Annotated in this window: 13 protein-coding genes; 8 read left to right on the forward strand and 5 right to left on the reverse strand. The window is 59.8% G+C overall.

The annotated features are described in order from the left end of the window. Nucleotides 1-6 precede the first annotated feature (6 nt). A complete protein-coding gene (locus ACR0A2_RS08860; RefSeq protein ID WP_480834772.1) occupies nucleotides 7-786 on the forward strand; it encodes a gamma-glutamyl-gamma-aminobutyrate hydrolase family protein in 780 nt (259 codons plus the stop codon). Between the two features lie 45 nt (nucleotides 787-831). Here the strand turns inward: ACR0A2_RS08860 and ACR0A2_RS08865 are convergent, their stop codons facing one another. Both ACR0A2_RS08865 and ACR0A2_RS08870 read right to left on the reverse strand, forming a co-directional pair. Next, nucleotides 832-3,072 carry a xanthine dehydrogenase family protein molybdopterin-binding subunit gene (locus ACR0A2_RS08865; protein WP_480834773.1) on the reverse strand — a complete coding sequence of 747 codons (2,241 nt, stop codon included), beginning with the start codon at nucleotides 3,070-3,072 and terminating at the stop codon, nucleotides 832-834. A 3-nt stretch (nucleotides 3,073-3,075) separates the two neighbouring features. Then, nucleotides 3,076-3,540, reverse strand: a complete 465-nt coding sequence (locus ACR0A2_RS08870) for a (2Fe-2S)-binding protein (RefSeq protein WP_480834774.1) — start codon at nucleotides 3,538-3,540, stop codon at nucleotides 3,076-3,078. A gap of 99 nt (nucleotides 3,541-3,639) precedes the next feature. On the opposite strand from ACR0A2_RS08870, the gene ACR0A2_RS08875 reads away from it, so the two are divergent. Next, nucleotides 3,640-4,218 carry a TetR/AcrR family transcriptional regulator gene (locus tag ACR0A2_RS08875; RefSeq protein ID WP_480834775.1) on the forward strand — a complete coding sequence of 193 codons (579 nt, stop codon included), beginning with the start codon at nucleotides 3,640-3,642 and terminating at the stop codon, nucleotides 4,216-4,218. Here the strand turns inward: ACR0A2_RS08875 and kynU are convergent. Further along, nucleotides 4,211-5,404 (reverse strand): kynureninase, encoded by a 1,194-nt coding sequence (kynU, locus tag ACR0A2_RS08880; protein WP_480834776.1) that lies wholly within the window; start codon nucleotides 5,402-5,404, stop codon nucleotides 4,211-4,213. The genes ACR0A2_RS08875 and kynU overlap by 8 nt on opposite strands. Nucleotides 5,405-5,578: 174 nt before the next feature. On the opposite strand from kynU, the gene ACR0A2_RS08885 reads away from it, so the two are divergent. The 6 genes from ACR0A2_RS08885 (at nucleotide 5,579) to ACR0A2_RS08910 (ending at nucleotide 12,305) form a co-directional block, all read left to right on the forward strand. Further along, entirely contained in the window at nucleotides 5,579-6,028 is a 450-nt protein-coding gene (locus ACR0A2_RS08885; RefSeq protein WP_480618022.1) for a methyltransferase family protein, read from the forward strand. 129 nt (nucleotides 6,029-6,157) lie between these two features. Then, nucleotides 6,158-7,729, forward strand: a complete 1,572-nt coding sequence (locus tag ACR0A2_RS08890; protein ID WP_480834777.1) for a Re/Si-specific NAD(P)(+) transhydrogenase subunit alpha — start codon at nucleotides 6,158-6,160, stop codon at nucleotides 7,727-7,729. Between the two features lie 13 nt (nucleotides 7,730-7,742). After that, nucleotides 7,743-9,197, forward strand: a complete 1,455-nt coding sequence (locus tag ACR0A2_RS08895) for an NAD(P)(+) transhydrogenase (Re/Si-specific) subunit beta (protein WP_152458621.1) — start codon at nucleotides 7,743-7,745, stop codon at nucleotides 9,195-9,197. 161 nt (nucleotides 9,198-9,358) lie between these two features. Continuing rightward, the gene (locus tag ACR0A2_RS08900; protein ID WP_480834778.1) at nucleotides 9,359-9,715 is read left to right on the forward strand and encodes a VOC family protein; all 357 of its coding nucleotides are present in this window, start codon (nucleotides 9,359-9,361) and stop codon (nucleotides 9,713-9,715) included. 107 nt (nucleotides 9,716-9,822) lie between these two features. Next, nucleotides 9,823-11,100, forward strand: a complete 1,278-nt coding sequence (locus tag ACR0A2_RS08905; RefSeq protein WP_480834779.1) for a DUF3422 family protein — start codon at nucleotides 9,823-9,825, stop codon at nucleotides 11,098-11,100. 68 nt (nucleotides 11,101-11,168) lie between these two features. Further along, complete coding sequence (locus ACR0A2_RS08910; protein ID WP_480834780.1) at nucleotides 11,169-12,305, forward strand: MFS transporter; 1,137 nt, start codon at nucleotides 11,169-11,171, stop codon at nucleotides 12,303-12,305. Nucleotides 12,306-12,311: 6 nt separating this feature from the next. Here ACR0A2_RS08910 and ACR0A2_RS08915 read toward each other — a convergent pair whose 3' ends face one another. Both ACR0A2_RS08915 and ACR0A2_RS08920 read right to left on the reverse strand, forming a co-directional pair. Continuing rightward, the gene (locus tag ACR0A2_RS08915; protein ID WP_152458617.1) at nucleotides 12,312-13,292 is read right to left on the reverse strand and encodes an ABC transporter permease; all 981 of its coding nucleotides are present in this window, start codon (nucleotides 13,290-13,292) and stop codon (nucleotides 12,312-12,314) included. After that, the gene (locus tag ACR0A2_RS08920) at nucleotides 13,285-14,292 is read right to left on the reverse strand and encodes an ABC transporter permease (protein ID WP_171114986.1); all 1,008 of its coding nucleotides are present in this window, start codon (nucleotides 14,290-14,292) and stop codon (nucleotides 13,285-13,287) included. The genes ACR0A2_RS08915 and ACR0A2_RS08920 overlap by 8 nt, the downstream gene beginning before the upstream one ends. Nucleotides 14,293-14,365: the final 73 nt, after the last annotated feature.

The following is a 14,365-nucleotide window of genomic DNA, read 5'->3' on the forward strand; positions in this document are numbered from 1 at the left end:
AGCGGAATGTCTCGGCCTGTCGTCGGTATCATCGGCAACTCGTACCTCATGAACGACCAATACCCCACACATGCGGGGGGAACGATGAATTCGGATGCCGTGGCCAATGTGTCAGGATGTCTTCCGTTGTTGATACCCGCAGATCCGCGTTACGTGTCGGTCGATGAGTTGCTGGAGGTCTGTGACGGCTTTCTGCTGACAGGCGGTCGCCCGAACGTGCACCCGGAAGAATACGGGGAACCTGCAACCGATGCACATGGCGAATTCGACCGGGCACGCGACGCCATAACTCTGCCGTTGGTTCGCGCCTGCGTTGAAAGGGGACAGCCGTTTTTGGGCATCTGCCGGGGGTTTCAGGAAGTTAACGTTGCCATGGGCGGAACGCTTTATCCCGAGATCCGCGATCTGCCGGGGCGGATGAACCACCGGATGCCGCCCGATGGAACCCTGGAGGAAAAGTTTGCTCTGCGCCATGTGGTGACACTGGAAAACGGCGGCGTTTTCCACAAACTGTTCGGCGCAACCGAGGTCATGACCAACACCTTGCACGGTCAGGGCATCAAAACGATTGGGCAGCGCGTGGTCATTGATGGCCATGCTCCGGACGGGACGCCCGAGGCGATCTACATCAAGGATGCACCCGGCTTTACCCTGTCGGTTCAATGGCACCCGGAATGGGACGCGATCAATGACCCGGTCTCTCGCCCCCTGTTCGAAGCCTTCGGCGATGCGGTGCGTGGATGGGTCGCTGGAACGGTTCATCAGGCAGTTCAAAAATCTGCCTGAATGACACCGGCCCGACGAGGGGTAAATCGGGCCGGTGCCGTGCGATCAGACCAGCAGGTTGAACTGATTGATCAGCGGAAGGGAACGTGCGCGCTTGCCCGTCAGGTCGAATAGCGCATTGCCAAGTGCCGGCATCGAAGGCGGTGTTCCGGGCTCGCCCGCACCGCCCATATGCCGATTGGTTTCCAGCACGCGCACCTCGACCTGCGGGGCTGTGTGCATCCGCATCGCGTCATAGTCGGGGAAGTTGAACTGCTCGACTTCGCCTTCCGCAAAGGTGATCTCGCCGAAACATGCGGCAGACAGGCCGTACATCATGCCGCCGGACATCTGCGCCTTGACGTTTTCCGGGTCCAGCGCCAGCCCCATGTCGCAGGCAATCCAGGCCTTGCTGATGCGGATGGCGCCGTCTTCGTCGACCACTTCGATGACCTGAGCCACCGGGGTGCCGAAACTGTATGTGAAGGCCACGCCCCGGCCGACGCCTTCGGTCGTCTGACCCGTCCAGCCTGACATTTCCTTCACGGCTTCCAAACATCCCGCCGACGGCGCGTGTTCGTTCTTCATCAGGTCCAGCCGGAACTCCAGCGGGTCACGGCCTGCGGCATGAGCCATCTCATCCATGAATGTCTCATGAAAAAAGCCGTTATGGCTGTTGCCGACCGAGCGCCAAAACCCCACGGGAACAGCCAAATCAGCAATGTGGCCGCTCATGCGGTAATTCGGTACCGCGTAGGGCTGGTTGAAGAAACCTTCGACCAGCACCTTGTCAGGGCCGCCGCCGGGGAACCCGGTGTAGCGCTCGACCGCCTGTTGGGTCGGAGATTGGGCTGCGACCTTCCCGTCAACGAGCACGGCCTTGCCGTCCTGAACCGCGCCGCGCATCCGGGCGATGGCGCCGGGGCGGAAATAGTCGTGACGCATGTCCTCTTCGCGGCTCCAGGTTGTCTGAACCGGTGTGCCGGGCATGGCCATGGCAACCTTGGTTGCGATTTCGCCGAAATCCAGTTCGCCCCTGCGACCAAACCCGCCGCCCAGATAGGTGGTGTGGATTTGGACGGCTTCGGTATCCAGACCGGCAGTGTTGGCAACGCGGAACTGAATCAGTGTGGGGGCCTGGTTGCCGCACCAGAGTTCCAACGCATTTCCCGTGTAGAGCGCGGTGGCATTCATTGGCTCCATCGTTGCATGGGCCAGATAGGGCACGCGATACTCGGCGGTGATTTCAGTGGCGTTCTCCGGGCTTGCGCTGACATCGCCGTCGTCGCGCATGGTCGAGTTCGGTGCGTCGTCAAACGCCTCGGCGATCCTGGCAAAGATGTCTTCGGTTTCCGGCGGATAGGGCGCGTCGCCCCAATCGACATCAATGGCCTCGACTGCCTGGTTGGCCAACCATGTGTTGCTTGCGATCACGGCCACGCCTGTGCCCAGATCGACGACCTTCTCAACCCCGGGCATGGATCTTGCGGCGCTGTCGTCAAAGCCGTTCATCGCGCCGCCCAGTTTGGGGTTCATTCGCACGCTGGCGAATTTCATGCCCGGCAGGCGGACATCGACGCCGAATTCAGCGGTGCCCGTCGCCTTGCCCACCATGTCGAGACGCGGTTGGCTTCGGCCCAGATAGCGCCATTCAGACGGGTCGCGCAACGGCACCTCAACGGGTTCCAGCCCGGCGGCATCCTCGGCAAGCATTGAATAGGCGATCTTGTCGCCGTTGGGGGCAATGACATGGCCTGACGCCGTTTTCAGATCCGAGGGGTCGACGCCCAACCGGTCTGCGGCAGCGCGTTTGAGTGTTTCACGGGCCGAAGCACCGGCTTGCCGCATCCGGTCGAACCCATCTTTCATCGAGGTCGAGCCACCCGTGACTTGCAGGCTGAGCGTCTTGCCCAGAACACCCAGTGCCTCGCCCAGATTGTGCTGGAAATTCGAGATATCGTACCCCTTGTTCGGCAATCCTTCGCCTACAAGGGCCGAGTTGTAATAGGCCGCCGCAGCGGGGCCGTGCAGAACGGTGATCTGATCCAGATCGACATCCAGTTCCTCGGCGATCAGCGCGGCCCATGTGGTTCGGACGCCCTGACCCATTTCCGCGCGGGGCGCGAACAATGTGACGCCGTTCTGGTCAATCAGCACAAACGGGTTCAGTGCTGCCTCTCCTTCCCGGGGTTTCAAGGGGTTGGCCGCGGGGCGGGTAACGTAATAGGCCCCGAAGGCCACGCCGCCAACGATCGCGGCAGAGCCGATCAGGAACGTACGGCGGAGGATTTTTCCAACGGAAGCCATTGCTTACGCCTCCTTCAGCTTGGATGCCGCGTCATGGATTGCTGCGCGGATAAGGGGATAGGTGCCGCAGCGGCACAGGTTGCCCTGCATCGCCTCGTCGATGTCTGCGTCAGAGGGGGCCGGGTTTTCCGCCAGCAATGCCGCGGCCTGCATGATCTGGCCCGACTGGCAGTATCCGCACTGCGCGACCTGATGATCGATCCAGGCCTGTTGGATCGTGGCCAGCGCGTCCGGCGAGCCGAGCCCTTCGATCGTGGTCACGTCACCCCAGACATCCGACAGCGCCACCTGGCACGAGCGTACGGCCTCGCCATCGATATGCACGGTGCAGGCCCCGCATGCGGCCACGCCGCAGCCGAACTTGGTGCCGGTCAGCCCGACCTCGTCCCGCAGAACCCAAAGAAGGGGGACGTCATCAGGCAGATCCACCTGATGTTGCTTGCCGTTGATCTTCAGGGTCGTCACCATGGCGCACCTCGTGTTGCTGTGGCTGGTTTCTGACATAATTGTACGAAAGTGTCAGGGTGTCAATTGACAAATTGAACAAGAAATGTCAGGGCTTCGAATATGAGAGACAATGGTGACGGCTCACGGCAACAGGCGATCCTGAACTCGGCGTTTCAGGCGTTTTCCACTTATGGGTATAGAAAGACCTCGATGGACGATATCGCGCGCGGCGCGGGGATGTCTCGGCCGGCGGTGTACCTGCATTACAAGAACAAAGAGGCGATCGTCAGCAAGCTGACCGAGCTGTACTATGCCGAAAAGAGCGTTGCGGTGGCCGAAGCGCTGGCGACGCAAGGGTCGGTGCCTGAGGTTCTGACCCGCGCAATTCAGGCGCAGACCGAGGGGATGGCAAAAATTCTGGCCTCGCCCCACGGGCTTGAAATCCTCGACAACACAAAATCCCTGTCTGCGGAAATCATCGCGGCGGGTGAGGCCAAGCTGGCCGCGCTCTATGCGGACTGGCTGACGCAACAGGAAAAGGCGGGCCGGGTTTGCCTGCTGGCTGACGCGGCAGAAACCGGTCGGACAATCACCGCCACGCTCAAGGGGCTGAAGCTGATTGGCGCCGGCGCCGAGGTCTATGAACAGCAGGTCGCACAGGTCGCGGCGCTTTTCGGCGCCGGACTCGAAGTCAGGTAACGCGCTGACGGATCCTGTATTCGGGCGTGTCCCACAGGCGGTTCTGCATGATATCGGCCATAATCCCGACGGCGCGTTCGACATCGCCTTCGTCGATATACAAAGGTGTAAAGCCGAACCGCATTATGTCGGGTGCTCGAAAATCTCCGATCACGCCACGGGCGATCAGGGCCTGCATGGCGGCATACCCTTCCTTGAAACGGAACGAGATCTGGCTGCCGCGCTGCTGCGGATCACGGGGGCTGGCCAGTTGCAGATCCGGGCAGGTTGCCTCGACGCGTTCTATGAAAAGCTCGGTCAGTTCAATCGATTTGGCCCGGACGTCGGCCATGTCCGCCAGATCCCAGATGTCCATCGCAGCCGACAAGGCCGTCATCTGGATGATGGGCGGCGTTCCCACCCGCATCCGTTCAATGCCGCTGCCGGGGCGGTAGTCGAGATCGAAGGCAAACGGCGCTTCGTGCCCCAGCCATCCGGACAGGGCGGGGCGTGCGCGTTCCGCCAACCTCGGCGCGACATAGATGAAGGCTGGCGCGCCGGGGCCGCCGTTGAGGTATTTGTACGTACACCCGACCGCGAAATCGGCGTTGCACCCTGAAAGGTCCACGGGGATGGCCCCCGCGGAATGGGCCAGATCCCAGACCGTTATCACGCCGTTGGCATGCGCCAGTTCGGTCAGGGCCTTCATGTCGTGCATCCGACCCGAGCGGTAATCCACCTCGGTCAACATAAGAACAGCGACCTCTTCGGTGATTGCGCCGGCCACGGCTTCGGGATCAACGACGCGCAACTCATACGCGTCCCCAAGCGAGCGCAGCAAGCCATCCGCCATATACAGGTCCGAAGGAAAGTTGCCGTTATCCGACAGAACCACTTTGCGATCCGGATTCAGTTCAAGGGCCGAGGCCACGGCCTGATAGACCTTGATCGACAAGGTGTCTCCGGTCACCACGCTGCCGGGCTCTGCTCCGATCAGGCGGCCAATCCGGTCACCAAGCGCGGTGGGCAGGCCCATCCAACCAGCCTTGTTCCATCCGGTGATCAGCATCTGGCCCCATTCGTCCGTCAGCATCCGTTGCACTCGGGCACCGGCTGATTTCGGCAGGGGGCCCAGAGAATTGCCATCCAGATAGATGACGCCCTCTGGCAGGTCGAACATGGCTTTGGTTGCCGCAAAATCAGTCATGAAGGCTCGCTAACTCGTGTGAACGTCGGTGATTGCTTTTGAGGTAGTCGATCCGCGATAATGAGTCCATGCGATGCGACATACTGGTCTTTTGCCATTTTGGCTCAAAAGCGGTAGGACATCGCACAGAAGCGACATGTGCTTGATCTTGTCGTCATTCAATGAGGGCTTTGCATGCGCTGGATGGACGTTCCGCCGGTTTGGTTGATTGCTTTTGCAGCTCTTGCCTGGTTGCAGGCCAGGTATCTGAATCTGGGCCTGTCGCTTGAGGGTGGTTTGACGGATCTTCTGAGCGGGGTGTTGATCGGAGGCGGAATCCTGATGGCTGTTCTGGCGGTGGTCGAATTCCGCCGTCACAAGACAACCGTCATCCCGCACGAAACCCCGTCAACGATGGTGCAATCCGGCATCTACAAGCGCAGTCGCAATCCGATCTATGTGGGCGACGTTCTGATTCTTGCGGGTCTTGTCCTTCGGTTTGATGCCGTCCTGTCCCTGGTTCTTGTGCCAGTCTTCGTCTGGGTGTTGGAGCGTCGGTTCATCCTGCCGGAAGAAGACCGCCTGCGTCGTACCTTTCGCGCCGACTTCGCGCGTTACGAACGCAAGACACGGCGCTGGATCTAGGGTGGAGTCCGCAATGACATCACGTCAAAAATGCTGCGCTTGCGAAATAATGTTGCGCAGGATACATCTTTGCTTAACAAAGAATACCGATCACCCGCTCAGACCGAGTAAGAATTAGGGGGACTGCCAGTGAAGATAGGCACGCCAAAGGAAATACTGGACGGCGAGAACCGGGTCGCGATGACACCGGACTCGGCCGTGCAACTGCAAAAACTGGGCTATGAGTGCCTGATCGAAAAAGGCGCAGGTGCTGCCGCCGGTTTTTCGGACGCGGCGTATGAGGCTGTGGGCGTTGAGGTTGTCAAAACCGCGGCATCGCTGTGGAAGGCCGCAGATATCATCGCCAAGGTTCGTATCCCGACCGAGACGGAACTGAAGCGTCTGACCAAGGGCAAGACGCTGATTTCCTTCTTCAATCCTGCCGGAAACGAAGAAGGAATGGAACTTGCCAAGTCCAAGGGCGCAAACGTGATCGCCATGGAAATGGTGCCGCGTATTTCACGCGCGCAGAAGATGGACGCGTTGTCGTCGATGGCCAACATTGCCGGCTACCGCGCCGTGATCGAAGCCGGCAACAACTTTGGCCGTTTCTTCACCGGTCAGGTGACTGCGGCTGGCAAGGTGCCGCCAGCGAAGGTTCTGATCGTCGGGGCCGGTGTTGCCGGGCTTGCCGCGATCGGGACGTCGACCTCGCTGGGTGCAATGACCTACGCGTTCGACGTGCGCCCCGAGGTGGCCGAACAGGTCGAATCGATGGGGGCCGAGTTCGTCTATCTGGATTTCGAAGAAGAACAGCAGGATGGTGCGGCCACCGGCGGGTATGCGTCCGTCCAGTCAGAAGAGTTCCGCAATGCGCAGCTGGCCAAGTTCCGAGAGCTGGCCCCGGAAATGGATATCGTCATCACGACGGCCCTGATCCCCAACCGTCCGGCGCCAAAGCTGTGGCTGGAAGACATGGTCAAGGCAATGAAGCCGGGCTCGGTCATCGTTGACCTTGCGGCCGAGCGTGGCGGGAACGTCGAAGGTACCGTGCCGGACGAGAAGGTCGTGACGCCCAATGGCGTGACCATCATCGGCTATACCGACTTCCCCAGCCGGATGGCAGCGCAGTCTTCGTCTTTGTACGCGACAAACATCCGTCACATGATGACCGATCTGACGCCTGAAAAGGACGGTCAGATCAACCACGACATGGAAGATGACGTGATCCGCGGCGCGACAGTGACCTATGAGGGTGAGATCACCTTCCCGCCGCCGCCACCCAAGGTGCAGGCGATCGCGGCGCAGAAAAAGCCCGAGGTCAAGGAACTGACCCCGGAAGAAAAGAAGGCGCAGGAAATCGCGGCCTTCAAGGCGCAGACCAAGCAGCAGTTCACCCTGCTGGGTGTCGGTGGCGCGCTCATGCTGCTGGTGGGGCTGATCGCTCCGGCCAGTTTCATGCAGCACTTCATCGTCTTCGTGCTGGCCATCTTTGTGGGCTTCCAGGTGATCTGGAACGTCGCACACAGCCTGCACACTCCGCTGATGGCGATCACCAACGCGATTTCGTCGATCATCATCGTCGGGGCTTTGATGCAGATCGGATCGGGGTCGTTCCTGGTCATTCTGCTGGCGGCACTGTCCGTGTTCATGGCCGGGATCAACATCTTCGGCGGCTTCCTCGTAACCCGGCGCATGCTCGCCATGTTCCAGAAATCTTAAGGAGGCCGGGCACATGGATTATGGCTTCACCACTGCCGCCTATGTTGTTGCGGCTGTCCTTTTCATCCTTTCGCTCGGCGGTCTGTCGAACCAGGAAAGCGCCAAGCGCGCGGTCTGGTATGGCATCGTCGGTATGGCGCTGGCGGTATTCGCCACGCTGGTTGGCCCGGGCTCGGGTCTGTGGCTTCTGTCGCTGCTGCTGATTGCGGGCGGTGGTTTCATCGGCCAGTATGTTGCGCAGCGAGTCCAGATGACCGAGATGCCGCAGCTTGTTGCGGCGATGCACTCGCTGGTCGGTCTTGCGGCCGTGTTCGTTGGCTTCAACGCGCATTTCGAGATCGGCAACGTGGCGCAGGTCATGGCCATTGCTGACAGCGCCAGCCAGGCGGACCTGTCCGATCTGGGGTCTTTTGCCAAGCTGATTGCCAAGAAAACCCCGGCTGAGCTGGCAATCCTGCACGTAGAATTGTTCCTGGGCATCTTCATCGGTGCGATCACCTTTACCGGGTCGGTCGTAGCTTATGGCAAGTTGGCGGGCAAGGTGACCTCGGCAGCGACCAAGCTGCCCGGTGGCCATGCGTTGAACGCGGCGGCAGCGGGTCTCTCGCTGATCTGCCTGATCTGGTACACATCGACAGGTGGTCTGTTCCCGCTGATCCTGATGACGCTGGCGGCGTTATTCATCGGCTATCACCTGATCATGGGCATCGGCGGCGCTGACATGCCGGTGGTGGTGTCGATGCTGAACAGCTATTCGGGTTGGGCGGCTGCGGCGATCGGTTTCTCGCTGGGCAACGACCTGTTGATCGTGGTCGGTGCGCTGGTGGGCTCGTCTGGTGCGATCCTGTCCTACATCATGTGCAAGGCGATGAACCGCCACTTTGTCAGCGTGATCCTTGGCGGTTTTGGTGGCCCGCAGGGCGAACAGATGGCTGTTGAGGGCGAACAGATCGCCATCGAGGCCGATGGCGTTGCTGCGGCTTTGAACGACGCGGACAGCGTGATCATCATTCCGGGCTATGGCATGGCCGTGGCACAGGCGCAGCAATCGGTTTCCGAACTGGTGCGCAAGCTGCGGGCCAAGGGCAAGAACGTTCGTTTCGCAATCCACCCTGTGGCGGGCCGCTTGCCGGGCCACATGAATGTTCTGCTGGCCGAAGCGAAGGTGCCGTATGATATCGTTCTGGAAATGGACGAGATCAACGACGACTTTCCGGACACCGATGTGGCCATCGTCATCGGTTCGAACGACATCGTGAACCCGGCAGCGCAGGAAGATCCCAACAGCCCCATCGCCGGAATGCCGGTTCTGGAATGCTGGAAAGCCAAGCAGGTGTTTGTCTCGAAACGTGGTCAGGGCACCGGGTATTCCGGCATCGAAAACCCGCTGTTCTTCAAAGAGAACACCCGAATGTTCTACGGCGACGCCAAGGAGTCGCTGGACAAGCTGCTGCCGATGATCGATTGATCGTCGCGTTTGATCAGATTGCAAAGGGCGCCTTTGGGCGCCCTTTTCTTTTTGAGTGTGTATGGGGGCGTTGCCCCCAAACCCCCAGGATATTTCCAGCCAGATGAAGCAGGCGGAGTGTGGTAGTCTGGAGTGGCGGCACAGATGGCAGGAGGTCGAGGATGGAGAAAGTGAATGGTATTGGCGGTGTGTTCTTTCGCGCCCGCGACCCTAAAGCGCTGAGCGCCTGGTATGAGAAGCACCTGGGCGTCAATCATTATGACCCCGTGCCCTGGAAGCAGCGTGAAGGCTATACGGTCTTTGCGCCATTCGCGGAGGACACCGAATATTTCGGACGGGCCGATCAGCAGTGGATGATCAATTTTCGTGTCGACGACCTGGCCGCGTTGACGGCGCAGCTTAAGCAGGCTGGAATCACGGTGGAAACCAATCCTGACTGGGACAGCGAAGTTGGAAAATTTGCCCGCATCCATGATCCCGAAGGCAACCCCATCGAGCTGTGGCAGCCAAATCAATGAGATAGCAGGGTTGTATACCGTTGTATCCCTGTAAGTATATGAAATAAAAAGATAATTGATGTATCAATTATGTACCGTATAGTGCGCGTGACGAGGCGGAGCCATACATGACACCGATAGACGACCATCCCCTTCGCTATGCGCTGGCAAATGAACTGCATGCTCGACCGTTCCCGGTCGCGTCAATGCCCTGTACGGTGGCCTTTATTGCGATCAAAAAGCCCGAGGCCGCCGTGGCGCGCGATCGACGTGAGGATTTGGCTCATTTGATCGACCTGCTGGATCGCCACGGTGCGCAGCACCCTCGGCCGGACGCCACGCATTACGCGGGCCAGATTGGGCGCCACTGGTTGAAGTGGGAGCAGCATACCGAATTCGTGACCTACACGGCGATAGCGCAGAATGTGAGTGAACGCGCCTTTGATCCGGCTGACTTTGAGGTCTTTCCGCCCGATTGGTTGATGGCCTGTCCGGGCCAGAGGGTTACATCAGTATTGTTGCGCGTCGTTGAGCGCGACAGTGACGACGTGGTGAAGTCGAAACTGCTGGATTGGTTCGAGCCGGAAAGTCTGGCCGTGTCCAGGGTATTGGACGATGCCGCAGTTTGTGCCAGTGATTTTCGGATCGATCCGGCCGGTCACATGCGCTTTGCCTTGTTCGTGGCCGAGGGCACCGGACGGCGCCGGACGGGACGGATCATTCAGCGACTTTGCGAAATTGAAACGTACAAGGCGATGTCGATGCTGGGTTTCGCGCGCGTCAAGCAGCTGATGCCGCGTATCGGAGAGCTGGACGGGCAACTCACCCGATTGATGGGGCAGATGACTGGCAACTCGACGCAGCCTGACGCGCTGTTACAGGATTTGCTGGCAACGTCGATCGAGCTCGAAACACTGTCGGCCCGGTGTTCTTTCCGTTTCGGAGCTACGGGGGCGTATGAGGCCATCGTCAACCAGCGGATCGAAGTATTGCGAGAAGAGCGTTTCGAAGGTGGTCAGAATTTCGCCGATTTCATGATGCGCCGATACGACCCTGCAATTCGCACAGTGAAATCCACGGAACGCCGGCTTCAGGCCTTGTCTGACAGGGCGATCCGTGCCGGTGAGTTGCTGCGGACAAGAGTGGATGTGGAGCGCAGCGCGCAAAATCAGGCGTTGCTGGAAAGCATGGACCGTCGGGCTGATCTTGCACTGCGCTTGCAACATACGGTCGAGGGGCTTTCCGTGGTTGCCATCAGCTATTACGCGGTTTCGCTGGTCAGCTATCTTCTGTATCCGCTGACGGCCTCTGGCATCAGCAAGGGCATGCTGACGGCGGCGGTTACGATCCCGGTTGTCGCCGGGGTGTGGTACTCGGTGCGACGCATTCGCAAACGGCTCGGTTGAGTGGCAATTGCCAGGTTTCCTCTGACCTGTAGAACAGGGGCATTGGGCAAGCAGAGCGAGGGCTTGGGATGATAAGCATAGTTGCAGCATGGCGCGCTGTCGCCGCCATGTTCATTCTGAATGGCGCCCTGTTCGGAATCTGGGCATCGCGCATTCCCGCCATACGTGACCGCTTGGAACTGTCCCATGAGGCGCTTGGATATGGCCTGTTGTTCATGGCTGCGGGGGCTGTCTGCTCGTTCCCGATAACCGGGCGGCTTACGGATCGTTTCGGCGCTGTTGCAATCACCCGGATCATTGCGGTTCTGTACACCGGGTCGCTGATCCTGCTTGCCATGGCTGATGGGCTTTGGGGGCTGGCAGTGTTTCTGTTTGTCTTTGGCGCATTCCACGGGTCGATGGATGTTGCGATGAATGCATGGGCCGCCGAGGTAGAGCAGGCATATGACAAACCCGTTATGTCCTCGTTCCACGCAATGTGGAGCCTTGGTGCCGGTCTTGGCGCGCTCAGCGGATATGCCGCGGTTCAGATGGGGCTGACGGTTCTTGTGCACTTCCTTTTGGCGGGTGGCGTGGTTGTTGGCCTTGCGCTTGCATCATCCTGGGTAAGCTGGACTTCGCGCCGATCCCAAGGGCCTCAGAGTACGGTTTTCGCCCTGCCATCCGGGGTTTTGATACTGGTTGGCATAGCCGCCTTGTGCGGAGCATTGGGCGAAGGGGCCGTCGCAGACTGGAGCGCGATATATCTGCGTGACATCACGGGGGCGTCCGAAAGCGTCGCTGCCTTGGGCTATGCGGTATTTTCAGTGACCATGGTGGCGTTTCGACTTGCAGGTGCGCTTGTCATCACCCGGTTCGGTCCGGTCGTTTCTGCCCGTTTCGGCGGTATTTGCGCGGCTTTGGGCGTTTTCACGGTGGTTTCAACAGCAACGATCCTGCCCGTGCTGGCCGGTTTTGCCTTGATGGGAATAGGTTATGCCATGATCATGCCGCTGGCATTCAGCCGGGCGGCCAGCGATCCGAATGTGCCGCCGGGACAAGCCATCGCAAGTGTGGCGACATTGGGGTATGGAGGGCTGTTGATCGGTCCGCCTTTGATCGGCTTTTTGGCGGAAGTGTTCGGCCTGCGTCTGGCCTTCGCCGTGCTGCTGCCATTGGCCGTTCTGATCGTGCTGTTGGCCGGCGCGATGAAGCGCGCCGACTGAGAGTGTTCAACGACCGCGGATCCGCGGATCCAGAGCATCGCGCAGACCGTCACCCAGATAGTTGACGCTCAGTACGGTCAGCGAGATTGCCAGACCAGGCCAGAACACACGCTCGGGGTATTGCTGTAGATAATCGACTCCGTCGAACAGCAGGCGGCCCCATGTCGGGAAGTCGGGCGGAAAGCCCAGACCAAGGAAGGAAAGCGCGCTTTCGGTAATGATCGCCGTCGCAATCCCCAGCGTCGCCGATACCATGATCGGAGACAACACGTTCGGCAGGATATGCCGCGTGATGATCTGAGTGTTGCTGGTGCCGATGGACCGGGCCGCCAGAACGAATTCACGCTCTTTGATGGCCAGCACGTCACCCCGTACGATCCGCGCCGTAGGCATCCACGAGGTGATGCCGATGGCGCAGACGATCAGGATGAAGATCCCGCGCTCCAGCCCGAACGCGGCCGACAGGGGCTCGCGGAACAGCAGCATCATGACCAGCAGCAAGGGCAGGAGGGGCAGGGCCAGAAACAGGTCCGTCAGACGCATGAGCGGACCATCCAGCCGTTTGAAGAACCCGGCCAGAACGCCGATGAACGATCCCAGAAACAGTGCCAGCAGCATCGCGGTGATGCCCACCGATACCGAGGTTTGACCGCCCGACATCATGCGCGCCAGGATATCCCGGCCCAACTGGTCGGTGCCGAAGGGATGCGCCCAGCTTGGCCCCTGATTGCGGGCCCGGATATCGATCTGCGTTGGATCAATGCTCCAGAGATAGGGGCCCAGATAGACGCCTGCCACGATCAGGATGAACAGCACCGCACCCACCATGGCGCCCTTGTGCGTCTTGAACTGATCCCAGACGTCGCGCCATTGGCTGCGCGGCGGGGTCGTGAGTTCCTCCATCACATCAGCGGTTGGCAGAGCGGTGGATGCCGGGGCCAGACCTTCGTCGGGGATCAGCGTGTCTGATTTGTCGTGATCAGTCATAGCGAATCCTCGGGTCCAGAATGCCATACAGGACGTCCGCGATCAGGTTGAACAGCACGATCAGCACGGCAAAGATGAAGGTCAGGGTTTGTACCATCGGCAGGTCGTTGGCCTGAATGGCGCCAATCAGCAACTGGCCGATGCCATTCACCTTGAAAACCTGCTCGGTGATGATGGCGCCGCCGAAGATGGCCGGGATACCCAGTGCAATGACCGTGACCACGGGGATCATCGAGTTCCGCAGAACGTGGACCATGACGACCGTGTATTCGCTGAGCCCCTTGGCGCGTGCGGTGCGGACGTAATCCTGGTTAAGATTGTCCAGCATCGAGGCGCGCATGAAACGGCTGAGCTGTGCCGTGATCTGCAACGCCAGCACCATGACCGGCATGATCATCTGTTTCAGCTGCACGACGAAGCTGTCCCAGCTGTTGACCACATGCGTGGTGTCATAGATCGACGGGAACCAGCCCAACTGGACTGAAAAGATCACGATCACCAGAACGCCCGAGAAAAACGGAGGGACCGAGAAGCCGACCATCGACACGAAGGTGCCCATCTGGTCGAACCAGGAATACTGGCGATAGGCCGAATAGATGCCGATGGGCAGCGCGATCAGGATGGCGACAACATAGGCGGTGCCGACAACCCACAGGGTCTGCGGGATACGCTGAACGACGATGTCCATGACGGGCGAGCGGGTCTGCCAAGATATCACGCGCAGGTCGCCTGCGGAAAAACTGGTGCCGAAGATGTGGTCGATCAGAACCTGCGGTTCGATCCAGAAGAATTGCACGATCCATTTCCAGAACCGGATATGCATCGGCTGGCCAAGGCCGAGCGCCTCGCGCATCTTTTCCTTGACTTCGGGGGGAACGGTGAGCGGAACCTGTGCCATCGGATCGCCGGGTGCGAGTTCGAGGAGCAGGAAGATGACGAGGCTGATGAACAGCAGCGTTGGAACGGCCAGCACCAGTCGTCTGATTGTGAAATTAAGCATTAAGAGGCGCCTTTATATGCGTCTTCTTGTTGGGGTGGGATGCAAATGACCGCGCCCCGATAACGATCGGGGC

It is taken from the genome of Ruegeria sp. H8, assembly GCF_056532905.1.

Coding starts and splice junctions, on each gene's coding strand:
- ACR0A2_RS08860 (WP_480834772.1), top strand. CDS start 7: ATGTCTCGGCCTGTCGTCGGTATCATCGGCAACTCGTACCTCATGAAC.
- ACR0A2_RS08865 (WP_480834773.1), bottom strand. CDS start 3,072: ATGGCTTCCGTTGGAAAAATCCTCCGCCGTACGTTCCTGATCGGCTCT.
- ACR0A2_RS08870 (WP_480834774.1), bottom strand. CDS start 3,540: ATGGTGACGACCCTGAAGATCAACGGCAAGCAACATCAGGTGGATCTG.
- ACR0A2_RS08875 (WP_480834775.1), top strand. CDS start 3,640: ATGAGAGACAATGGTGACGGCTCACGGCAACAGGCGATCCTGAACTCG.
- kynU (WP_480834776.1), bottom strand. CDS start 5,404: ATGACTGATTTTGCGGCAACCAAAGCCATGTTCGACCTGCCAGAGGGC.
- ACR0A2_RS08885 (WP_480618022.1), top strand. CDS start 5,579: ATGCGCTGGATGGACGTTCCGCCGGTTTGGTTGATTGCTTTTGCAGCT.
- ACR0A2_RS08895 (WP_152458621.1), top strand. CDS start 7,743: ATGGATTATGGCTTCACCACTGCCGCCTATGTTGTTGCGGCTGTCCTT.
- ACR0A2_RS08900 (WP_480834778.1), top strand. CDS start 9,359: ATGGAGAAAGTGAATGGTATTGGCGGTGTGTTCTTTCGCGCCCGCGAC.
- ACR0A2_RS08905 (WP_480834779.1), top strand. CDS start 9,823: ATGACACCGATAGACGACCATCCCCTTCGCTATGCGCTGGCAAATGAA.
- ACR0A2_RS08910 (WP_480834780.1), top strand. CDS start 11,169: ATGATAAGCATAGTTGCAGCATGGCGCGCTGTCGCCGCCATGTTCATT.
- ACR0A2_RS08915 (WP_152458617.1), bottom strand. CDS start 13,292: ATGACTGATCACGACAAATCAGACACGCTGATCCCCGACGAAGGTCTG.
- ACR0A2_RS08920 (WP_171114986.1), bottom strand. CDS start 14,292: ATGCTTAATTTCACAATCAGACGACTGGTGCTGGCCGTTCCAACGCTG.